24 protein-coding genes are annotated in these 22,617 nt (G+C 41.8%); 15 read left to right on the top strand and 9 right to left on the bottom strand.

Annotation, left to right across the window (positions count from 1 at the left end):
- Positions 1 to 59 precede the first annotated feature (59 nt).
- The 13 genes from ACSVH6_RS12075 to ACSVH6_RS12015 all read left to right on the top strand — a co-directional run bounded on the left by ACSVH6_RS12075 (position 60) and on the right by ACSVH6_RS12015 (position 12,068).
- Positions 60 to 740 carry a Crp/Fnr family transcriptional regulator gene (locus ACSVH6_RS12075; protein WP_438078837.1) on the top strand — a complete coding sequence of 227 codons (681 nt, stop codon included), beginning with the start codon at positions 60 to 62 and terminating at the stop codon, positions 738 to 740.
- 185 nt (positions 741 to 925) lie between these two features.
- Complete coding sequence (locus ACSVH6_RS12070; RefSeq protein ID WP_438078835.1) at positions 926 to 1,627, top strand: DNA-binding domain-containing protein; 702 nt, start codon at positions 926 to 928, stop codon at positions 1,625 to 1,627.
- Positions 1,628 to 1,839: 212 nt separating this feature from the next.
- Positions 1,840 to 2,301, top strand: a complete 462-nt coding sequence (locus ACSVH6_RS12065; RefSeq protein ID WP_438078833.1) for a YHS domain-containing (seleno)protein — start codon at positions 1,840 to 1,842, stop codon at positions 2,299 to 2,301.
- Positions 2,301 to 2,690 (top strand): DoxX family protein, encoded by a 390-nt coding sequence (locus ACSVH6_RS12060; RefSeq protein WP_438078832.1) that lies wholly within the window; start codon positions 2,301 to 2,303, stop codon positions 2,688 to 2,690. The genes ACSVH6_RS12065 and ACSVH6_RS12060 overlap by 1 nt, the downstream gene beginning before the upstream one ends.
- A 57-nt stretch (positions 2,691 to 2,747) precedes the next feature.
- Positions 2,748 to 3,236 carry a DinB family protein gene (locus ACSVH6_RS12055; RefSeq protein ID WP_438078830.1) on the top strand — a complete coding sequence of 163 codons (489 nt, stop codon included), beginning with the start codon at positions 2,748 to 2,750 and terminating at the stop codon, positions 3,234 to 3,236.
- A complete protein-coding gene (locus tag ACSVH6_RS12050; RefSeq protein ID WP_438078829.1) occupies positions 3,224 to 3,934 on the top strand; it encodes an NRDE family protein in 711 nt (236 codons plus the stop codon). The genes ACSVH6_RS12055 and ACSVH6_RS12050 overlap by 13 nt, the downstream gene beginning before the upstream one ends.
- A gap of 37 nt (positions 3,935 to 3,971) precedes the next feature.
- Positions 3,972 to 5,006, top strand: coding sequence for a D-alanine--D-alanine ligase (locus ACSVH6_RS12045; protein ID WP_438078827.1), 1,035 nt, complete (start codon positions 3,972 to 3,974; stop codon positions 5,004 to 5,006).
- A 13-nt stretch (positions 5,007 to 5,019) separates the two neighbouring features.
- Entirely contained in the window at positions 5,020 to 5,646 is a 627-nt protein-coding gene (locus ACSVH6_RS12040; RefSeq protein ID WP_438078825.1) for a hypothetical protein, read from the top strand.
- Positions 5,647 to 5,691: 45 nt separating this feature from the next.
- On the top strand, positions 5,692 to 6,369 hold the full coding sequence (locus ACSVH6_RS12035; protein ID WP_438078823.1) for an SDR family NAD(P)-dependent oxidoreductase: 678 nt from the start codon (positions 5,692 to 5,694) through the stop codon (positions 6,367 to 6,369).
- A gap of 6 nt (positions 6,370 to 6,375) precedes the next feature.
- Positions 6,376 to 6,978: a SprT-like domain-containing protein gene (locus ACSVH6_RS12030; RefSeq protein ID WP_438078820.1), complete on the top strand. Its 603-nt coding sequence runs from the start codon at positions 6,376 to 6,378 to the stop codon at positions 6,976 to 6,978.
- Positions 6,979 to 6,980: 2 nt separating this feature from the next.
- Positions 6,981 to 7,433 carry a hypothetical protein gene (locus tag ACSVH6_RS12025; protein ID WP_438078819.1) on the top strand — a complete coding sequence of 151 codons (453 nt, stop codon included), beginning with the start codon at positions 6,981 to 6,983 and terminating at the stop codon, positions 7,431 to 7,433.
- A 17-nt stretch (positions 7,434 to 7,450) separates the two neighbouring features.
- A complete protein-coding gene (locus ACSVH6_RS12020; RefSeq protein WP_438078817.1) occupies positions 7,451 to 8,512 on the top strand; it encodes a mannose-1-phosphate guanylyltransferase in 1,062 nt (353 codons plus the stop codon).
- 106 nt (positions 8,513 to 8,618) lie between these two features.
- Positions 8,619 to 12,068, top strand: coding sequence for a gliding motility-associated C-terminal domain-containing protein (locus ACSVH6_RS12015; RefSeq protein WP_438078815.1), 3,450 nt, complete (start codon positions 8,619 to 8,621; stop codon positions 12,066 to 12,068).
- 1 nt (position 12,069) lies between these two features.
- On the opposite strand, the gene ACSVH6_RS12010 is transcribed toward ACSVH6_RS12015, so the two are convergent.
- The 7 genes from ACSVH6_RS12010 to ACSVH6_RS11980 all read right to left on the bottom strand — a co-directional run bounded on the left by ACSVH6_RS12010 (position 12,070) and on the right by ACSVH6_RS11980 (position 17,788).
- Positions 12,070 to 12,837, bottom strand: a complete 768-nt coding sequence (locus tag ACSVH6_RS12010; RefSeq protein ID WP_438078813.1) for an ABC transporter ATP-binding protein — start codon at positions 12,835 to 12,837, stop codon at positions 12,070 to 12,072.
- Entirely contained in the window at positions 12,837 to 13,583 is a 747-nt protein-coding gene (locus ACSVH6_RS12005; protein ID WP_438078811.1) for an MlaE family ABC transporter permease, read from the bottom strand. The genes ACSVH6_RS12010 and ACSVH6_RS12005 overlap by 1 nt, the downstream gene beginning before the upstream one ends.
- Before the next feature lie 114 nt (positions 13,584 to 13,697).
- A complete protein-coding gene (locus tag ACSVH6_RS12000) occupies positions 13,698 to 14,546 on the bottom strand; it encodes a glycosyltransferase (RefSeq protein ID WP_438078809.1) in 849 nt (282 codons plus the stop codon).
- A gap of 105 nt (positions 14,547 to 14,651) precedes the next feature.
- Positions 14,652 to 15,290, bottom strand: a complete 639-nt coding sequence (locus ACSVH6_RS11995) for a WG repeat-containing protein (protein WP_438078807.1) — start codon at positions 15,288 to 15,290, stop codon at positions 14,652 to 14,654.
- A 369-nt stretch (positions 15,291 to 15,659) separates the two neighbouring features.
- Entirely contained in the window at positions 15,660 to 16,184 is a 525-nt protein-coding gene (locus tag ACSVH6_RS11990) for a methyltransferase (protein ID WP_438078805.1), read from the bottom strand.
- A 42-nt stretch (positions 16,185 to 16,226) separates the two neighbouring features.
- Positions 16,227 to 17,285 (bottom strand): 3-oxoacyl-ACP synthase III family protein, encoded by a 1,059-nt coding sequence (locus tag ACSVH6_RS11985; RefSeq protein WP_438078803.1) that lies wholly within the window; start codon positions 17,283 to 17,285, stop codon positions 16,227 to 16,229.
- Positions 17,286 to 17,407: 122 nt separating this feature from the next.
- Entirely contained in the window at positions 17,408 to 17,788 is a 381-nt protein-coding gene (locus ACSVH6_RS11980; protein WP_438078801.1) for a group III truncated hemoglobin, read from the bottom strand.
- Between the two features lie 300 nt (positions 17,789 to 18,088).
- On the opposite strand from ACSVH6_RS11980, the gene ACSVH6_RS11975 reads away from it, so the two are divergent.
- On the top strand, positions 18,089 to 18,565 hold the full coding sequence (locus tag ACSVH6_RS11975; protein WP_438078799.1) for a hypothetical protein: 477 nt from the start codon (positions 18,089 to 18,091) through the stop codon (positions 18,563 to 18,565).
- A gap of 447 nt (positions 18,566 to 19,012) precedes the next feature.
- Entirely contained in the window at positions 19,013 to 19,738 is a 726-nt protein-coding gene (locus ACSVH6_RS11970; RefSeq protein ID WP_438078797.1) for a hypothetical protein, read from the top strand.
- A gap of 52 nt (positions 19,739 to 19,790) precedes the next feature.
- On the opposite strand, the gene ACSVH6_RS11965 is transcribed toward ACSVH6_RS11970, so the two are convergent.
- The gene (locus ACSVH6_RS11965) at positions 19,791 to 20,447 is read right to left on the bottom strand and encodes a hypothetical protein (protein ID WP_438078795.1); all 657 of its coding nucleotides are present in this window, start codon (positions 20,445 to 20,447) and stop codon (positions 19,791 to 19,793) included.
- A 762-nt stretch (positions 20,448 to 21,209) separates the two neighbouring features.
- On the bottom strand, positions 21,210 to 22,508 hold the full coding sequence (locus ACSVH6_RS11960) for a hypothetical protein (RefSeq protein ID WP_438078793.1): 1,299 nt from the start codon (positions 22,506 to 22,508) through the stop codon (positions 21,210 to 21,212).
- Positions 22,509 to 22,617 lie beyond the last annotated feature (109 nt).

The raw sequence follows: 22,617 nt of genomic DNA, 5'->3' as shown, positions 1-22,617 counted from the left end.
CTAAACCCTTTCAGTATTTGAAAGGGTTTTTTGTTTCAAAAAATCAGTACATTTACTTTATGTATGACGAATTAAAATACTGGTACCTTCGCGACCACAAGTTGTTTTGGACTCTCAGCATGTCCCAAATTAAACAACTGTGTATTATTACCGGTTTCAAAAAAGCCAAGAAAGGAGATATCATCTACTTTTCTTCTTCGGATGTGCCTCGGGTTTTTTTGCTCAAAAAAGGGAATATTAAAATCGTCTCGGTTGACGAAGACGGTAACGAAACCATCAAAGACATTATTCAGAAAGGTGATTTATTCGGGGAATTGGAACTCGACAGCGACCGCAATTCTAACGAATACGCCAAAGCCTTAACGGATGACATCATCATCTGCAGTTTCCTGCTGTCGGATTTTGAAAATCTTTTGTTGCAAAATCCCAGCCTGGCCTTGTCCTATACGAAGTTTGTCGGGCTCAAAATGAAACGCATCAAAAATAATTATGCCAACCTGATTTCCAAAGATGCGAAAACCCGCTTGCTCACTTTCCTCAAAGACTGGGCAGAGCGAGACGGTAAACAAGACGGTAACAGGATAACCATAGAAAATTACCTCACCCAAAACGACATCGCCCAAATCATTTGTACTTCGCGCCAAACGGCTACTTCACTCTTAAATGAACTCGAAGAAAGCGGACTGCTGCACTACGGGCGCAAAGCAATTATTATTGAAGATGTTTCTAAATTAGGGTAAAAAGGAGTAGTGGAAGTCGCGGTGTGCTCACACCCGGTGTTGGTTTTACCGCAAACGCTTTGCCAAACAAACAAGCTGATGTTTCGTTCCAATGGATGACACTAACCGTATGAACGTATGATAATTCTTTTTATTTTTAAGGATTATTTGTAGTGCTGTCATCCTAATTTTAAATCGTAGTCGTTATGCCGGTTAAATACTATTTACACCCCAACGCCCTTGTGCAAGTCCCCGAAAGCTATCGCGCCATAGTAGAACCGCATCAGGTATATGGCATTTCCGATATCATTGCCCAAATGCTTCAAAGAGGAACCACACTCTCCGAAGCCGATATATTGGCTTCCCTCCATCTTTTTTTTGAAGTGGTCGCACAGCAAGTACAGGAAGGCAATCATGTCAACTTGCCGATAGTGAATATAAAACCCAGCATTTTGGGACGTTTTACAGAGGCAACCGATAGTTTTGACGCGACACGTCATGCGCTGAAAGCTGCCACATCGGCCGGAATTTTAATAAAAAAGAACATTAAAAAAGCAGCGGTTGTAAAGTTCAGTAAGCCATTGACGGTGCCTATATTAAGTGCTTTTACAGATGTGTTGACCCAAACCGATAATGACCTGCTGTCACCCGGAGGGATAGGGACGATAGTAGGCAATCATTTAAAATTTGACAAAAACAACCCATCAGAGGGGCTGTTCTTTGTTTCAGCTGCTCAAGAACAGTATGCGGTCACGGTTTTTGCCACCCTGCACCCCCGAAAATTGCTTTTCAGCATCCCGAATCATTTGCCACAGGGACAGTATAGCCTGGTTGTAAAAAAGGCTTTCGGTAAAAACAATACTTCCCTGAGAGAAGGCAAGCTTGCAACGGTTTTACGGGTACTCTAATGCCTTATGAAACAAAAACTGTGTTAGTTTTTGATAAAAACTGTACTTGTATTTAATAAAAACTGCCTTAGTTTTTATAATGCTCTTGACTGCTATTAGCATAAAATTAATTTTTCTGTTTTTTACGCTCCAATGTAAACTACCCGACATTTCGCTTTTTCAGCCGATACTACTTTTGCTTTATCAAAACAGTAAAACTAAAATAACGTATCATGAAAAAACAACTGATTATTGTATGGATAGCCTTTTTTGCCGCAACAGGTTGGGCTCAAAACAATCGTGGCGCACAATTCAATTTAGATCACAAACTGGCTTTGCAGGGATATGACCCGGTGGCGTATTTTACCCAAAAGAAAGCCATTAAGGGACAAAAGGAACTAGCGACCACCTATGAAGGGATTACGTATTATTTTTCATCGGAAGCCAATAAGGCTGCTTTTGTCAAAAACCCGGCTGGTTACGAACCGCAGTATGGTGGCTGGTGTGCTTTTGCCATGGGCGACTATGGGAAAAAGGTGGAAGTGAATCCGGAGACTTTTAAAATTTTGGACGGAAAGCTCTATTTGTTCTACAATGCGTATTTCAACAACACGCTCAAAGATTGGAACAAAGACGAAACCAACCTGAAGAAAAAAGCTGATGCCAACTGGAAAAAACTAAATACTCAGAACTGATGAAAAGCCCAATATTCCTTTGGATTGTAAAACTCACCGCAGTAGTCATCCTGATTCAGACATTATTTTTTAAATTTACGGGAGCGGAAGAAAGTGTGTATATTTTTTCCAAACTGGGAATAGAACCTTTCGGGAGGATAGGCTCGGGGGTAGTGGAACTGATTGCCTCGGTACTGATTTTAATTCCTAGAACAACACTGCTGGGTGCTTTGCTGGGTCTTGGCACTATGACCGGAGCGATTGTATCGCACTTGTTCGTGTTGGGTATTATTGTACAACATGACGGCGGCACCTTGTTTGCTTTGGCACTGATTACGTTTGGCTGTTGCCTGATTTTAGTATACCGTCAACGAGATAAAATACCGGATGTATTGCGATTCAAATGGTAATCCTCTTTTTCCGGACAGAAATTGCAGTTAACACACTAATCTTTAAAAAAACAAAGTATGCTCACTCCCGCTATTCATAAAACACTAAACGAGTTGACGGATATGCTCGTGCAACTTTCGGATGCAGACTATTGCTATCCTTGCCCCGATTTGAGTAATGCTACCATCGGGGCGCATACCCGACATATTATTGAACTTTTTCAATGTTTGGTTCAACAATACGCCGGTGGAGTAGTTAATTATGACAGCCGCCAACGGGACTTTCGTGTCCAAACCGATCGGATTTTTGCCCAAAAAAGCATCAGTGCTGTCCTCAAGACTCTGGATAAACCGAATAAAGACCTGCAATTGCAACAGGAAATAGACGGTGAAGCACTTTGTATCGCTACCAATTACCACCGCGAATTGTTGTATAATTTAGAACATTGCATCCACCACCAGGCGCTGATAAAAGTGGCCATTCTGCAATTGCAGACCGTTGAGGTTGACGAAAATTTCGGTGTAGCGCGTTCCACTATTGAATACCGAAAACAATGTGCACAGTAAGTTTTGTAAACGCCAACGGCAAGTTTGTCATCACGTCCAACCGCGATGAAAAAACGGTGCGGCCCCATGCGGTAGCACCCAAAAACTATTGCCTCAACAACAAACAGGTAATTTTTCCCAAAGACAGCCAAGCCGGAGGTACCTGGTACGCCATTGATGAACGTTCCAATGTAGTGGTTCTGCTCAACGGAGCCTCAGAAAAACATGAGGTGAAAGAAAGCTACCGCCAAAGCCGTGGCCTCGTAGTGTTGGAACTGATGGAAAATGATTCGCCTTTGGAAGGCTGGAAACAAATTGATTTGAGTGGCATTGAACCTTTTACGCTGGTGCTTTTTGAACAGCAAAAATTATATCAGTTGCGCTGGAATGAACTGGAAAAAGAAACGCTGACTTTAGATACGGCAAAGCATCATATCTGGTCCTCATCTACTTTATACAGCAAAGAAATCAGAGCGGAAAGAGCCCAATGGTTTGCTGATTTTATATTGAACCATCCCCATGCAACCGAAGAAGAGCTCTTTGGCTTTCATCGCTATACCGAGGAAGACAATACCGAACATGGTTTGGTCATCAACCGCAAAGGAAAACTCAAAACAGTTAGTATCACCCAAACGGTTATTGAAGCGAATAAAGTAATCCTGCATTACGCGGATTTAATCAATGAAAAAGAATATACCAATACTTTCATCTCGGTCTGAAGAATACCTAATTCACAACGTATAAATCATAATTCACTTGAAACTCTTCTTCCATAAACTCTTCCATTGGGAATACTGGCCATTTCAGATGGTATACTTTCCCATTTACTTTCTGTGGGCATTTTATGCGCTCAAAGCCCGTACGTTATTCTTTTTCAATACCTGCAATCCCACGATGCGCAACGGAGGGTTTATGATGGACAGCAAAAAGGAAATCTATGATTTGATTCCCCCGCAGTACTACCCGAAAACCAGATTGGTAAAGCAAGCCGTGTCCTTTGATGCGGTCAATAGTATACTGGAAAACGCAGGAATTCCGTTTCCTTTGATTGCCAAACCTGATATTGGGTTACGCGGTTCAGCCGTTAAAAAAATCAATACATTGGAAGAACTGAAAACCTACCACAGCAAGGCCGATTTTGATTATTTGGTACAGGCTTTGATTCCGTATGAAAACGAAGTCGGCATCTTTTACGTCCGATTTCCTCATGAAGCCCATGGCAGAATAACCGGTATAGTGGCCAAAGAGTTTCTCATCATAACCGGAGACGGCCTGTCTACAATAGAAGAGTTGCTCAAAGCCAATCCGCGCTACGCGTTGCAGTTGAAAGTACTGCAGAGAGAATACGGGTCACAACTCAAGATTGTTTTGGCTCCGGGTGAAAAGCGCAATCTCGTTCCCTATGGCAATCATGCCCGCGGGGCCAAATTCTTAGATTGCAGTCATTTGATTTCGCCCGAATTGACTCAGGTCATAGATGCCTTGTGTCTGCAGATAGACGGGTTTTATTTTGGTCGCATGGACTTGATGTACCACACTTGGGAGGAATTGGAGCGAGGGAAAAACTTTGCCATAGTAGAGCTCAATGGAGCCGCGAGTGAGCCGACACACATCTATGATCCCAAGCATTCTTTGTTTTTTGCGTGGAAAGAACTGGCGCGGCATATTGGTTATATGTTCCGCATTAGTGTGGCCAATCACCAAAGAGGTTATTCCTATCTGCCGCACAAAAAGGGGATGGAGCAGTACCACCTTCACCATCGACAATTCCAAAGAATCATCAACTTCTAACCAGATACTTCCAATGCAATCCCTAAAAAACACGGCAATCGGTTTTCTGGTCAGTTTTGTCGGCTCTGTTCCGCTGGGGTATTTGAATGTGGTCGGCTTTCAGGTATTTGAAAAATCAGGCGGAACTCCAACTGTTTTGTACCTGTTGGGAGTGGTGTGTATAGAGTGTTTTGTGATTTACGGCACCCTGCTTTTTGCGCGTCAACTGACCACCAACAGCAAGTTGACCCGATTCATTGAAGTGTTTTCCATCCTGTTTATGTTTGTTTTGGCCTTCGTATTTTATTTCGGTTCCAATTCAAAAACCGGTCATTCCATAACGTTTCATTTGGCTCCTTTCATTTTGGGAATAGTATTGAACTGTCTCAATTTTATGCAGCTCCCGTTTTGGGCCGGATGGAATCTGTACCTGTTGAACGAAAACCATATTGAAGTCTCGGGAGGGCGTAAATATTTTTATATCGTGGGCACTCTGGTTGGGACCTTTTTCGGGATGTTGGTTCTGATTGTCGCCTTGCATTATTTTGCGGGCAGCGTTGATTTGTGCTCCCGTTACTTGATGCCGCTGATTATTCCGCTGGTCTTTTTAGGGTTTGGAATTATACAAACGGGGAAGTTGTATCTAAAATACAAGAACTGATTTCATTTCGGGACTTTTAGTATCTTTACGACAAGAAACACCAAAATGAAACACATCATTATCACAGGAACCTCGCGTGGTATCGGCTATGAACTGGCACTACAGTTTGCTGAAGCCGGCCATCAGGTTTTAGCCCTTTCGCGCACCATTCCGCAAGCCTTTGTCGGCAATCCGAATATTACCAGTCTTTCCGTAGATTTAACCAAAGAAGCTGATTTGGCTTTGGTAGAAAACGTGCTTTCGTCCTCTTGGAAAAGCGTCGATATTATCATTCATAACGCAGGCAGTTTGGTCAATAAGCCTTTTGCGCAGCTAACCCAACAGGATTTTGAAAAGGTATATAAAGTCAATGTGTTCGGCGTGGCCAATTTAACCCGTACTTGTTTGCCTTACCTTCAAAAAGGGAGTCATGTGGTTTCCATCAGCTCAATGGGCGGAGTACAAGGCAGCATGAAGTTTGCCGGACTGGCAGCCTACAGTTCGAGCAAAGGAGCTGTGATTACCCTGTCGGAATTATTGGCCGAAGAATATAAAGAACAAGGCATTGCTTTTAATGTACTGGCTTTGGGTGCTGTGAATACGGAAATGCTACAGGAAGCCTTTCCGGGGTATGAAGCCCCGCTTTCAGCCAAAGAGATGGCAGGTTATATTTTCAATTTTGCGTTGAACGGAAATAAATTTCATAACGGTAAAATAATTCAGGTGAGTTCTTCAACTCCGTAGCGGATTATGAGTGAGGTGTTGGCGAAATATCTGCCGGAACATGCGGTGACGTTGTGCTTTGAATTAATCAAAACCAATTCGGTGCACCTTAAAATTGTCAATGAACGCCAAACCCGTCATGGTGATTACCGGAGAGCCGTAGGAGGAAAGCACGAAATCACGGTAAATGCCAATCTGAACAAATACCGTTTCCTGATTACTTTGGTGCACGAGATAGCGCATCTGGTCGCCTATGAAAAGTATGGTAAGATGATTAAACCGCACGGCAACGAGTGGAAACACACCTTTCAACGGCTGATGGTGCCTTTCATTCGTCCGGAGATTTTTCCGCATTCGGTATTGCCTTTGGTAGCCAATCATTTCCGAAACCCCACCGCCAGCAGTGATACCGATGCTCGTTTGGCTTTTGCCCTGAAACAATTTGACGAACGCAAACCGGACATTCATTTTGTCCATGAAGTGCCCAGTGGGAGTTTGTTCCGAATTAAGAACGGAAGGGTTTTTCAAAAGAAAGGCTTGCGGGTGAAACGTTACGAATGTTTGGAAGTAAGTAGCGGCAGGCTTTATTTGTTTAATGCCAATGCTGAGGTGGAAATAATTCCAGGATAAGTATGTTAAAATCAAAACCCTATTATTTGTTGTTTTTTTTGGCTGTTATCGTTATGGCCTTGAGTTTTGTTGCCTCCAAAGAAACTGTTGCTATCAATGTAGGTGCTACCTATTATGTTGTTGCGAATAGCCACTTTTATGTAATACTGTCCTTAGTGTTGGCCGTAGTCTTTTTGATTTATCAATTGGTTGAAGGGCTGAAGCTTCTGCTGAAAAAAGGACTTGTTTTGTTCCACGTTTTGGGGACGCTGCTATCGGCTGTTGCTATCCTAACGCTCAACTACCTTAACCGGCTTCCGGTTGATTTAAAGAATCCAAACAATTTATTGCACCCAATCGATTACAATGGCTATTTGATAATTGCTCTACTGGCATTGGCATGCTTCCAATTGTTCTTAATAATGAATATCTTTGCAGCTGTAATTAATAAATTCCGAAACTTGGCTACCCGGTAGCTTAGCAACTTATACCGATGAATAAAAACTATTACGCCATATTGATGGCCGGGGGAGTAGGTTCCCGCTTTTGGCCGGTGAGCACTACCGATTTTCCCAAACAGTTTCACGATATGTTGGGCTCGGGAAGTACTTTGATTCAAAAAACCTTTAGTCGTCTGTCTCAATTAATTCCGGTAGAAAATATCTTTATTTTGACTAATGAACGGTATAATGATTTGGTTTTGGAACAATTGCCTATGGTGAAGCAGGAGCAAGTGTTGTTGGAACCCGCTATGCGCAATACGGCGCCTTGCATACTTTATGCTTCATTGAAAATTCAGAAAATGAATCCCGATGCTCTGATGGTAGTGGCCCCTAGTGACCACTGGATTGAGGACGAACAGGCTTTCAGCCAAAATCTGCAACAGTGTTTTGATTTTTGTCAAAAGGAAAAGGCATTGATGACTTTGGGCATTCAACCCACCTTTCCCAATACCGGTTTTGGATATATAGAGTTTGATAAAACCGATGCCAATCCCATAAAAAAAGTAAACCAGTTTCGTGAAAAGCCTAATTATGAGACGGCCAAAGCATTTTTGGAAGCCGGGAATTTCCTTTGGAATGGCGGAATCTTTATTTGGAGCGCTCAATCGATTACTGAAGCCTTTGAAAAGTTTCAACCCCAAATGAATGCTTTGTTTCAGCAAGGATTGACCGCTTATAATACTTCGGCTGAAAAGCAATTCATCAACGATAACTACGCCAAGGCAGAAAACATTTCTATTGATTATGCTATTTTGGAGCATGCGGAAAACGTATATGTTTTACCGGCTACTTTTGATTGGAATGATTTGGGAACCTGGGGACAGCTTCATGAAAAATTAGACAAAGACGAAAATAACAACGCGGTGATGAATGCCAAAGTAGTAATGGAAAATGCGTCTAATAACATCGTGCGTTCCGATGCCAACAAGCTCATTGTTATCGATGGATTACACGATTACATTATTGTTGACAAAGAAGGTGTTTTATTAATTTACCCGAAAAGTAAAGAACAGGACATCAAGCGAATCACGGCCCTGGCCAATGATTTATAACCGGATGAGGAGCTGCTAAGCTCCTTTTTTTTTATATAAAAATAAGATTTTACATATTTAAATTTATTTTTTGTACTTTGGTAGTGCTATTTAAAAGAACCCTGCCATGAGTAAAAAGCTTTGTCAACAACTTCAGCTTCTTTTCCTGTTTCTCCTATTCTCGAAAATGAGCTACGGACAGTTGTCCAATTTCACCTTAACAGTCAATCATACCGATGAAACCTGTACGGCCAATGGAACGCTGAGTTTTTCAGCGTCTAACACTACGGCAGGTGCCTCTATTACCTACGCGATATACCGATTGCCCAATACCGAAACTCCCATTGCTGTTGTAGGGACCAATAGTTATACCGGGCTAATCTCGGGAGATTATTTGATTATTGCCACCCAAACTTTAGGAAGTGAATCAGGAATCCAGCAACAATGGGTTACTATTTCAGATTTGACCGTCGATTTGACGTATCAGGTATCGAGTACCTATGAAATTTGCGGGAATGATGCCTCGATTACGATTACACCGGTTTCGGGAACGGTTCTATCTTATGAAATTACCGCCGGCCCGATAATAAGACCTCCTCAGACCTCTAATGTTTTTTCGAATTTGACTGCCGGTCAATATACCATTAGGGTCATAGACAATTGTGGAGAAGGCGTGGTGCAAACCTATACCGTGGTGAGTAAAAATCCGGCTTTAGTTTTTATAGGGGTGCCACCCGGTTTAGCCGGTTGTAATTCCGTGACGATGGGATTTACGTTTAGCACATTGGCTCCCGCTCCTAATGGAATAGTGAAATATCCCTTGCAGGTTGTCCTGACGATTACTCCTCCTTCGGGGAGTCCTGTGGTAATCCCAACTACGATTTCTGCCGGAAACAATTTTTCAGCCACCAACACTTTGTTTACACCACAACCCTATAATTATTCTTTTGTAATTACAGATGGCTGCGGTGTTTCTTATACCGTTTCAGGGGTGGTGAATAATATCAGCAATTCTGTCACGTCCACGTTAATCAATGTGAGCTGTACGACCAAAAAGATAAAGTTTGCTCCCATTACCAGTTTAATTCTGACAAGTGCGCCGGCAGGTTATCCCAATCCACTCCCTCAGAATTTTACCAGTCAGATTACAGAAAATCAATTCACGACTCAGCCTTTAGGAGTGGGGACTTATGTTTTCCAGACCGTTAATGTGTGTGGGCAATCCGAAACCCTTACGATTATAATTCAAGCCGCCACACCTAATGAACCTTATTCTTTTGCCTATGGCGTGAGTTGTAGTTCCGGTTCTTTGGCATTTCTTAATGTAAGTCAAATAGTTTTGGTTACCGCACCAACCGGATATACAGGGGTATTGCCTTATGATTTTACCTCAACCATCAATTCCGCCGGCACTGCGGTTTTGACCAATATTCCTTCCGGATCCTATACTTGTAATGTGTTGGACAGTTGTGGGAATCCAAGGACTTTGACCGGGGTTATTGCAACAACGGTTACTGCGCCGGGCTATACTGTTCTGCCGGACTGTGCCAATACCAATACCCTGAACATTAACGGTGAATTGAATGCTATAACATTAACTAATGCTCCGGCAACCTATTCGGGAACAGTGCCACAGGTTTTGACTTCTGAGGTCATTGCCAATAATTTAAATCTGGCCGGCCTTCCGACAGGAACCTACACTTTTACGACCACTAATTCTTGCGGGATTACAAATCCTCTCAATGTTATTGTTCCGGTAGTAACGGAAACTTCAACGGTAAACGCGATTCAGAACTGTGGATCGTTTAATTTAGACCTGCATCATACCAGTAGTAGTACAGCAGAGACTACATTTTGGCTTCAAAAGTATTATGCGGCCAGCAACGATTGGGGACATCCGGAAAACGGGGCATTGCAAGGGAGCAACATCCCAAGTGCCATGAATGCCATAGCGCTAACCAATAATACTTTAAACCTGAACCTATCCTATGCGGGGCAGTTCAGGGTAGTGAAGGTACAACCGGTTTATGTGCCGGGAATTTTAGGGACGAGTTACTGTTTTAAAGTCATTAATGAATTTCAAACCAATGGGCAACCGCAGATTTTAGGAGTGGAAAGTGTGGCGTGTAATGGTACGTTTGACGTACTAGTGGATGCCACGGGTTTTGGTCCGTTGACCTATAAAATTACCACTAAAAACGGAGCCCCTTTTGTCATCAATAACGGAACTTCCAATTTGTTTACCAATTTAACGGCGGCCGTGTATACCTTTCAGGTGATTGATTTTTGCGGTAATATCGTTAACAGTGTTTTGGAAGTCAACGTACAGAATCCGTTGGTAATTCTAGCCACTGATTTTTGCCTCAACCAATCGGGTTCTTTATCCGTACCTAATTTCAGCTTTCTGACGTATCAATGGTGGAATACCAACAACCCTTCGGTAATTCTCAGCACTTCGAATGTATTGAACTTCCCGAATTTTAATCCGACTGTGGGTGCCGGAACCTATACCGTTCGGATTACCTATGCCGGAAATAGCGCTTCCTGCCTCAATACCCAATTGAGTTATACTATCAGTCCGGACGGATTTAACCCTGAAGCCGGAGCAGGAAATGCAGTAGCCTACTGCGAAGGGAAGCCGGGACTTAATTTGTTTACGTTACTCTCCGGAGCTTATGATACTGATGGGACATGGACGGTAATTAGCAATAATACTACCATAAACGGTTCAGATTGGAATTCGGCTACCGCGGCCACCGGCGTATATCAATTTAGATACAAAGTAACCGGTAATTGCAACCTTACGGATGAAGCCATAGTTACGGTTACCATCAAGGAAATTCCGGAGGCTCCTATAGTGGGTACGCTTCCGCTGATTTGCAGTGGACAGGATATCAATTTGGCGGTGACCCCTGTTCCGGGGGTAAGTTATCAATGGACAGGACCTAACAACTTTAGCGCTACCGGTCAAAATCCTACCATTGCCAATGCTTCTCCGACGGATAACGGAACTTATACGGTTAAAGCAACGAAGTCGAATTGTGTTTCAGAGTCCGGTTCCGTGGAAGTAGTGGTTCAACCACAACCCCAATTTGTTTTGGAAGCGCAGTGCAGTGGAGGGCGCTATATCGTTACGGCAGTACCGGTAGATGATTCCTTCGATGTGGACTTGGTTACGTACTCCTGGTCGGGTCCTGATAACTATGCTGCTCATGTGAATCCAATTGATATTACCCAATTGCCAACGGGGAATTATACCCTTACCGTTACGGATACCGGTGGTTGTGACCGTACGAACAGCATTCCGATTTCATATACTTTTTGTGAAGTGCCGAATGTAATTACACCCAATGGTGACGGAGCCAATGACAGCTTTAATTTGTCGGGTTTAGAGGTAGAACGTCTGGAAATTTACAGTCGTTGGGGACGAAAAGTATATGAGAAAGACGGCTATACCAATGAATGGCACGGGCAAAACAACCATGGCGATGCGCTGCCGGACTCGACCTATTACTACTATATCAAACTAAAAAGTCAAGAGACGAAGGTAGGTTGGGTATTTATTGCCAAAGGATGATTTAAAGGTCTTCCTTATTTTGTGCTTTCCTGATTTTTTTAAATAAGTTGGAAGAATAAACAAAATCGGTAACGGCTTCATTGTCGGTTTTGAAAATCTCTTTTTTGGTACCTTCCCAGGCCAAAACGCCCCCTTTGAGGAATATAATTCGTTCCCCGATTTCCATCACCGAGTTCATATCGTGGGTGTTAATTACGGTAGTGATGTTGTACTCTACGGTAATTTCGTGAATCAGATTGTCAATAATAATGGCTGTTTTAGGATCGAGTCCCGAGTTGGGTTCGTCACAAAAAAGGTATTTCGGGTTGTTTACAATGGCACGGGCAATAGCCACCCTTTTTTGCATTCCTCCCGAAAGTTCAGAAGGCTTTTTATGGTGGGCATTTTTTAAATCCACACGGTCAATTACAAAATCCACGCGCTCTTTAATTTCGGCATCGGTTTTTTTGGTAAACATCTTCAACGGAAACCCAACATTCTCTTCTACCGTCATACTGTCAAATAGGGCACTGCCCTGAAACACCATTCCAATTTCGGTTCGTAGCGCCCGTCTTTCATCATCTGTTAAGTTAGAATAGATCCTTCCGTCAAACGAAATGGTTCCTTTGTCCGGGGTGTGAATGCCCAACAAACTTTTGAGTAATACCGTTTTTCCCGAACCACTCTGTCCAATGATGAGGTTGGTTTTTCCGGTTTCGAATACGGTGGAAATTCCTTTTAATACCTTGGCATCTCCAAATGATTTTTCAACATTTTTAACTTCTATCATTAGGTCAATAATAATTGGGTTAATATATAATTGGACAAAATGATGGTGACTGCTGTCCATACAAAGGAAACGGTACTGGCTTTCCCCACTTCGAGTGCTCCGCCTTTCATATAATACCCGTGAAAGGACGGGATAGTGGCTAAGATAAAGGCAAAAACAAAGGTCTTAATAAAGGCGTATGTAATGTGAAACGGAATGAATTCCTGTTGGATTCCCACGATAAAATCATTGCTGGATGCAAAGCCACCGTAAACGGCCGCCATCCATCCGCCCAAAATCCCTAAAAACATACTAATGCCGATGACAAAAGGATACAAGAGCAGCGCAATCAATTTAGGAAAGACCAGATAGTTTAAGGAGTTCACTCCCATAACTTCCAGTGCGTCTATTTGCTCGGTAACGCGCATGGTTCCTATGCTGGAGGTAATAAATGAGCCCATCTTTCCGGCCATGATGATGGAGATAAAGGTAGGGGCGAATTCTAAGATTACGGATTGTCGGGTGGCAAATCCTATGAGGTATTTCGGAATCAGCGGATTGGTTAAGTTCAACGCCGTTTGTATAGAAACTACTCCTCCTACGAAGAACGAAATGAAACAAACAATGCCAAGGGAATCTATAATCAAATCGTCAATTTCTTTGAAGATGAGTTGTCTCATAACCGACCACCTGGTGGGTTTGTTGAAGACTTCTTTCAGCATCAAGAAATATTTTCCTATTTGCGACAAATAGCGAACTAACATCATAGTTTTTAAAATATCGTCAAAAATAGGGAGAAGTTATGACCCGAAGAAAATAATTCCTTTTATTTTTTGAATTGGCGAAGCAGTTATGAGTTATGTATTGGGCATTTTTTAGCGTTAGAACAGCTTTTCCCTCATCTTTTTCCAGCGGTACTTTCGAATGAATCGGGCTTGCGCTGTAGTTACTAAAAGCGTTTTTTTGACTGCTTTGGCTTTCCAAAATCCGCTGAGGTAATCGATGAACAATAAGGGTTTGCCTTTTCTCATGGCCAGTTTTAAAGAGGCAATAGCGGTAATGATAAAACCATACCCCAAACAGTAAAAAGCTTCTCCCTGCTTGTAACGGCTGGCTTTGTTGTAACTCGCCCCCGTTGGTTTCAAATGCTTGACCTGCAAACGCTGATCGGTTACCACTTTCCAGTTGTAGAATTTGCAAAGTAATTCATCTACGGTATCCCAACCCATCGCCGGTTTGAGGCCTCCGATTTGTTGGAATGTTTCTTTTCGGTAGGCTTTAAAAGCACCCCGAATGTGGTCTTTGTCGGTAAGGTTTTCTAAAATCCACTCGCCGTTTTTCTCAATGTAAGCAAAACCACCTGCCATACCGATGCGGTCATCGGATTGAAAATGGGTTATGATGGTCTCAAAATAATCCGGTGGGAAAATCAAATCGGCATCGGCTTTTACGATAATATCATATTCCTCGTCCAGCGTTTCCAATCCTTTCTGAAAGGCCTGTATGACTTTGCTGCCCGGCAAATGAATGGCATCCGATATTTTGTTGACCAACGAAATGAACGGATAGGCTGTAGCAAACGACGCTACTATAGCGGCAGTGTCATCCGTTGAATGGTCGTTCACCACCACCACCTTTTTGGGTAAAACGGTTTGCTCCACTATAGATTGGAGTGTGAGGCGGATGAATTTTTCTTCGTTGTGTGACGGAATGACAATATAGTAGTTCATTGAGGTCTTGACTTAATGCCCGTAAAAATAGAAATTTGAGTGCATAAAAAAAGGATTTCTCTAGAGAAATCCTTTCCAAACATGAAGTATATAAAAACAATCTAATTATTCTGCATTGGCTAAATCGGTTGGTTTCTTTTTAGTGAAAGCCTCAATGTTATCGTAAATTACCGGAATCACTTCTTTTCCTGTTTTATCAATAAAGCCCAGTTTTTCTTTGCGGTCTTTTACCAAAGCCCAGTTTTTTCGAACATCATCAAATTTAGAAACCTCCACATATTTTACCGGTACCACCACATTACCTTCTTTATCGATAAAGCCTTTCAAACCTTGACTTTCTACCAGTGCCCACTCTTTGGAATACTCTCCAAAAGTGCCTATTTTATCATAAATAGGAGGCACAACTTCCTTTCCGGCTTCGTTCATAAAACCGTACTTGCCGTCTTTTACTACTAAAGCCCAGCCGGCATTATAGGCATCATAACTTTCGATGGTTTGGTATTTGGGTTCTACCACAATTTTTCCGTTCTTATCGACAAAACCAAAAAGGCTTGCAGATTCCACTTTGGCCCAGTTGGGATGCATTTTGTCAAACTCGTCAATCGAAGTATATTTTGGCGGAACAATTTCAATTCCCGACTCATTAATAATTCCGAATTTTTCATCAGATTTAACAATAAACATTTTTTGACCAAAAGAGAAACTTACTACAGTCAACATCGAAAGGGTAACTAATTTTTTCATAAATAATAGATTTAAGGGTTATGTTTTATTTCGAGTCAAACATAGTAGAATTATCGATTAAATGACAAATAAAATCGATGAAATACATCTTTTTTGTGCTAAAGTAAGGTTTTTTAATATATAAAACTTACAAGAACCCTTTTTTGTAAGTGGATGAAAATCATGTTTTTTTGACTTAAAAAACCATTTTAACATCATTACGATATTTTCAATAAATTAACATTTAAGGATGTTTTCTTATAATTTGTTAACAACGGAGCCCAAAGTGGATTTTGTATTGCTGAAAAATACCAAAGTGGTACTGTGCCGAATTGAAAAGGCATAAAAAAAACCATCAAAATGATGGTTGTATGAAGAGCTGCCGGAGTCTTATTTTACTTTTTCGGCGTATACCATATAATATCGGGGAGTGAAATAGCGCAATAACGGACGGAAACCTAATTTCTTTACCGGGTGGGTAAACTTTTGACGGTCTATAATCTTCCAGCCGGTTTTTTCCAGTAGCCAATCCAACTGCCAATCTTCAAACTCGTGATAATGGCGGTCCCATGGGTCTGTTTTGCTTCGGTAGGCCTCGGAAAACCATAAACGCAGCGGTATCGAGATTAAAAGCTTGTCGGCCTTCACGTTCTCTAGTACGGTATACGGATTGAGCAGGTGTTCGAAAATCTCAAAACCGGTAAAGACATCATAGCGTTCCTGTTGCAGGGCTGACTGGTCATTGTCCAAATCTTCCCCTTTGGTGTTGATTACGGTATAGCCGTTCTCTTCCATGATTTTGGAAAACGGATTGGGCACACCCAAGTCGAATATAATTTCAGAGGGTTGAATGTGTTTCTTCAGGAAAGCCAACGTTAAGGTAAAACGCTTGCTGGGATATGTTTTCTCGTACATGGGTATGAATGCAAAGTTATGGGCGCGAAGTTACAAAGTTTATTACATTTTATACACGATAGCATTCACATTCATTCCCGATCCGACAGAAGCAAACAGTATGATATCTCCTTTGTGTAAACTTTGGTTCTCTATTTGTCCTCGCACCAACAAATCATACAAAGTAGGCACGGTAGCCACACTGGAATTCCCCAATTTGTGAATACTCATAGGCATAATACCTTCGGGAGGGGTTTCTTTATAGAGCTTGTAAAAACGTTGTATGATGGCTTCGTCCATTTTTTCATTGGCCTGATGGATGAGAATTTTTTTCACATCCTGTATGGCTACACCACTTTTATCCAAACAGGCAGCCATGGCTTTCGGGACCTGACTCAAAGCAAATTCGTATATCTTGCGCCCGTGCATCTTAATGTAACGCACATCAGGGTCGTGGGTTTTATTGAAAGAGTTGCCGAAAAATAAATAGTAGGCCTCATCATACGTGAAGGTAGCCGTTTCGTGTGCCAGTATGCCACCGGCTTCTTCGGTAGCTTCAATAATGGTAGCTCCCGCACCGTCAGAATAAATCATACTGTCGCGGTCGTGCATATCCACCACGCGTGAAAGCGTCTCCGCCCCGATAACCAAACAGCGTTTTGCCATGCCGGCCTTGATAAAAGCCTGCGCCTGTATCACGCCTTCTACCCAGCCCGGGCAACCAAAGAGCATGTCATAGGCCACACACTTGGGATTCTTAATCCGTAAATCAAACTTGACACGGGTAGCCAAACTAGGCAACAAATCCGTTTGGATGGCGCCTTTTTTGACGTTGCCGAAGTTGTGCGCAAAAATGATGTAATCCAATGTTTCCGGATCAATGCCGGCATCTTCAATGGCTTTTTTAGCGGCCAGGGTCGCAATATCCGAGGTCAATAAATCATCAGAAACATAACGGCGTTCTTCAATACCGGTAATATCATAGAATTTTTCGGTAATCACTTCATTCGGAAGCGGAAAGGGGGTGCCGTCATCATTCAAAAAAACATGCTGTGCAAAATCCTTATTGGAAACTATTTCTGTTGGAATATAACTTCCTGAACCGGTTATCTTGATATTCATTGTGAATGCTATTTTGATGTTAAATTATTAATAAAAATAATTACTGACCTAGTAATTTGCAAGAAACAGAGAACTATTATGAATAATTTAAAAAATACAACCTATAATTACTGATGCCGTAATTAATTGTCTTTTTGCTGCGCAATTTTAATCTGCATAATGGTTCCGATACTCAGGGCCTGGGTTTTGATTTGTTCCGCTTTGGGCCCTTGGAAGTTTTCATCTACCGCAGCATAAAAATGATGCAGCCATATTTTAAACAACTCCGGAGACAGATACGATTGGGCATTAACATCCAAATGAATTTGTGTTAGGTTCTTCGTATAACCGCCGGTGCCTAAAATAGCCTGCGACCAAAAAGTCACCAATATCGGCAAATGTTCTTCCAGTTTTATTTTGACTACCTCGGTAAAAATATAGCTGATGGCATCATCAGCTAACAGCTTTTTATAAAATTCATCGACGAGTAAATACAAATCGTCTTGGGTTTGGATGTCTTGCATTTTTATTATTTGATAACAAAAGTAACCTTCTCTCTCGTTTTAATACCTGATGAAAGTCAGTTTTAACTAAAAATACCCGAAACCGACTCAAACGGGTATGTACGGTTTTCTAATCGGGAGGAAGGCAGTGTTGTTTGGGGTAAAAATAACCAAAAACAGCGGATAGACCGGGAACGGCAACAGCATTGTTTCGTGTTGGCTGAAGCCAATAACTATAATGTTCCCCGATATTTCTATGTCTAAAAGTGTTACCTTTGAATGGGTCTCTATAGGTTTGCATTCATTTTTAAAAGCGACAACATGAAAAAGATCTTTTTACTCCTGCTGCTCTTCGGATTGGTTTCCTGCCGGCAACAAGGCAGCAACACAGCAGCCTTGCAAAAAGAGGTAGACAGTCTGCGGGCCAATGCCTACAAGCCGGGTTTCGGAGAATTTATGAGCAGTATACAGGTACACCACAACAAGTTGTGGTTTGCCGGTCAGCATAAGAATTGGAAGTTGGCCGACTTTGAAATACACGAAATCATGGAAGCGGTAGACAATATCAAAAAATACCAAACCGAACGAAAAGAAAGTCAATGGATGCCGATGATAGAACCGGCACTCGACAGTGTCAATCGTGCCATCCAACAACAAAACAAGGTGGCGTTTGACCGCAGCTATACCACCCTGACGAATACCTGTAACCACTGCCATGAAACGGTACATTTTGAGTTTAATGTGGTTAAAGTCCCCGATACACCTCCTTACAGCAATCAGGATTTTAAAGCCAAATAAGAGGGTTCACTATCCCTGCTCATGGCAACGCGAAGTCTTATCCTTAGGTTAGGGTACCCCAAACGTAACAGCATCCCGATTGCCTTGGACGGTTCCGTCACCGGATAGTTATTACCCTTGCTTTACAATCCTGGAACCCCTCGCCGTTATTTCGCAACGCATCCCGTCAGGCAACCAAAAAAGTTGCTGATACCGTCGTGTTTCAAAACGAAAGGATTCTGGTTTTCTTCGGAGTGTGTCCGATATGTGTCCGATGTGTGTCCGATGTGTGTGCGATGTGTGTGCGATGAAAATAGGGTTTTATACGGACACATCCCGCACAGAACCCGTACGCAAATGGAACACACCATGAATAAGAGCGGCATGGTTTATGTAGTACATGAAGTAGGAGCCCGAATTATACGGCGGGTAAAAAGGATTAGTAGTTGAACTAAAATCGAATCGAGTATGGCCAATTTACATCACAAACAGCAATTGCAGGGGCTTATCGGACCCTTGTATGTACGTAACCTGAACGGTAAAACGATAGTACAAACCCGCCCAATCCACCCCAAACAAAGTAAGGGTACCCGTGCCAGTTCCGTCGATTTTAAATATGCGATGACCCAATCGCAGGCCATACGACAGGCGTTTCAACCGTTGTTGGTCTTAGGAACCCATCCCTATACCAGCCAGCGCCTGGCAGGGGTATTGCATAAAGGGTTTCATGTGCCGCAGGGGGTTGAGGAACACTATACCTTATTTACCGCCGATTTAAGCCATTTGATGGGGTTTGAGCTGCACAAAACCTGCCCGTTGGAACCGTTGGTGCCCGTGGCCTTTCCTTTTGCGTTGGTGGCTGACGGCAGTTTGCACTTGGCTCCGGTAGCGGTACCGCCTGTGAATGCTAAATTATTGCCCGAGGAGAATACCTCGTGTGCATTGGTGCTGATGGTGGCTTCCTGGCACCCCGACTTGGGCGCAACGGCCCAAACGACCGTTTTTAGTTTTGCACTGCAACGGCATGCCCCTACCACTATAGCGTTACAGACCGAGCCGTACCCCGCAGGCACCCGACTCATCGTGGCAGCACAGTTGCTGGTGTGGAACAGCCACACCGTACTGGGCGATAAGTATTATGGCAACAGCAAAACGTTTAACCCGGTACAGATTAGGTTTACGGGGGTGGTGTAGGGGAGGTTTTAGTGGATGACTACGCGAAGGGATTTGCGCGTTAGCTGGTGAGTTATTTTAGAATTTTATTATTGTCTTTAAAAGCTTTATATAGTTCAGTATTCTTTTTAAGATTTGGTTTGAAAAGACCTTTTTCTTTTGAGTAATATTCAATAAAGTATTCTTGATTTTTATTGTCGATAGTTTTCTCTTTGAATTTAATTGTAGGGACATACAGAATTTGATATCCATAGACATAATTCGAAGTAAGGGAGTTCACTAAATACCCATTTATTATACTTTTTCTATTCACAGTAACCATAAATTGATTACAGTATTTTACACGTTGTTTTATGGTTCTAATTTTCTTTGAACCACTTTCTGAAAAGACAATTTCATTTGTTTCAAAATTTATACCTTTTATTTCTGAAGAATTTATTAATGGATTGTTTGATAAGTCTTTTTCAGTTGACTTAAACTTATTTGCATAGTACACTTGCTTTGTTATTGAATCTACTTTAACAATATTGGTGTCAACAATAAAAGAGGTGCCTTTAGCATCTTGCAACAATTGATTATAAATGTTAGGATATTCAACTATGCTTTCACCTAAATAAGAAGCAATAGGTTTTTTAGGAGTATAAATTTCAATTATATCTACATTTTTTGAAGTTTCATTTTTACAAGAAACTAAGAAGATTAGTAATATTATAGAGGATGTTCTAGACATGTGGTTTTGATAATTGCTCAGAAGGTACTTCGGCTTGACGTCAGTAGCCACCAAGTTAGTAAAAAATGTGATGCGGAAAACTGAAAATGGCTATGTTCTTGGCAGAGCAGGATGGAGTTGTTGCGCAAAGCCCCTGTTGGCGGTAGTTCATTAATAAATCGGTTTTCTATATTTAAGCCAGATTTTAAATATTCCAATTCCGGTTAGATTCACAACTAAATAAAAAAGAATACTGTCTAATAATTCAGGAGACTTCAATTCGCCCCAATTAGTATCATAACCATATATTAACTCCATTATTTTACTAACAATATTTCCGCCAACGATTAACGCAACAATTGAAATTATTGATGCATAAATTAACTTTTCAAAAAAAATGAATTTGTCTATTGGAATTAAATATATAATAAAGCAAATGCAGATTATCAAGAAGTAATGAATAAATGGAGGGTCGCTATAATAATATGCATGATATGGAGGAACTTCAAGTTTTACGCTCAACAAGCATATTATGACTATAAGAATCGCTCTAAATTCAATTAGTTTTTTTATCATTTGCTTCTATTCAAGAAAATCATTTTATGAATTACCGCTGACTTCTGCATATGCTCAGCTCGCTTTTAATTGTATTCTTTTAGAGATACCATACTCAGCTTTTGAGTTCCTAAAGTAAGAAAAATTGAAACACTTTATCTGATAAGAGGTTTTTTTTGTGAAGATGAAAAAGGAGTGATGGTGAAACACAATTCTTCTTCCGTTCGTTTACAAAACAGTGTAAAGCCCCCAATAGGCAAACCAACCCATCAAAATAAGCAAGGCGACATGGTTTGCCGTAAGCAGTACTTGGGAAACGACAGGCCAACTCTTGGTTTGGATGATTTTCCAATTAGCGATACCTAACGGGAGGATGAGGCACAGTACCAGAAAGGGTACGTAAGCCATGATGTTTTGAATGGTAAATATATAATCTTGATAAGGGGCCGGGTTGTAAAAAATACCCACGTTTCGGAATAAGGAGTACATGTAAAAGGCCATAAGGATTCCCAAAGGAAACCAGGCTATTTTCACCCAGGCATGGCTGGTTGCTTTTCGGGTGCTGATATAGCTGACTAAAAAGTACAAAGAGCTAAAGAGAAACAGCCCGCCACAAAGCAATAAAAACAATTCCAACTTAGGGGTGTTTTGCGGCACGCGGTAGGTCAGCAGTCTTTGAAATTCCGCATTGGGAGGGAATAGTTTAGGGATTTCAAAAAAGTGATCGCCTTCGGCCAGTTCTTCTTTGAGGTTGTAGTGTAGGACCTTGCTATAATCGTGATAGAAGTAGAGGGTAATACCTCCGGTTTTTAAGTCCCAGTGAGAGGAGAGTAACGTGCCGTCTCCTATCTTTTTGCGGCATACGTGCATGGAGTCAGACAGGGCTTTGCAAAACTCGGGAGTCGTATCTACTTTGGTATTTAACAGTTCAACGCCTTTGCGATAACGGTCCAGTTTGTTGGCGTAAGCGGCATCCGTCACCGAGGGACAGAAATTGGATAAAACGTAATGGGCGTCATTACCAAGCGTCATGGTATAGGGTTCCACGATTAAGTACCGGCCTGATTTTTCGATGTAAATAAATACATCCTGCAGAAAAAAACTATGATTGTATTGGCTGATATAGCGTTTGACTTCGTCTACGGTTTTGCAGGTGTGTAAGATGTCTTTGAGATAACTGCATTCGTTGGGAATGGGTTTTTTATGACTCAGGTCCACTATGTTTGTTTCGGGTGTGGCGGTCGCCAGACGAGAAAACGAAAGCCCTGCTTCGTTCATCCCCGATTGAGGAGCGAATCCATGAACACCGCTTATTCTACCCCCTGAAAAGGCAGCGCCATAGGTGCCGGGTTGGACTGCGTTTTCAAACCAAATTCTGGGAGCGGTATAATAGGCATCAAAGTTGGTTCCGACTATTGTTTTGTTTCCGATGGTGATCTTATACATGCTACACGGATATCCGTTTGGAAAAGAGAGTAGCAAAAAGAACAGCGTCAGTACCGTTCGGAGGAGGTTCCTTTTTATCATGAGGTCAGGGTTGTTTTTTATACAACGGAGAAAAGTACTGAAAATTGTCTGATTTATACCTGTTTGAGGTTAGTGGTAGTATTTATTTATTGTTGACAGGCTCTTTTGT

The sequence above is a fragment of the Flavobacterium sp. XGLA_31 genome (assembly GCF_051547105.1).
Classification (GTDB): domain Bacteria; phylum Bacteroidota; class Bacteroidia; order Flavobacteriales; family Flavobacteriaceae; genus Flavobacterium.
The sequence above is the reverse complement of the archived record's forward strand: the minus strand, read 5'-3'. Positions and strand labels throughout refer to the sequence as shown.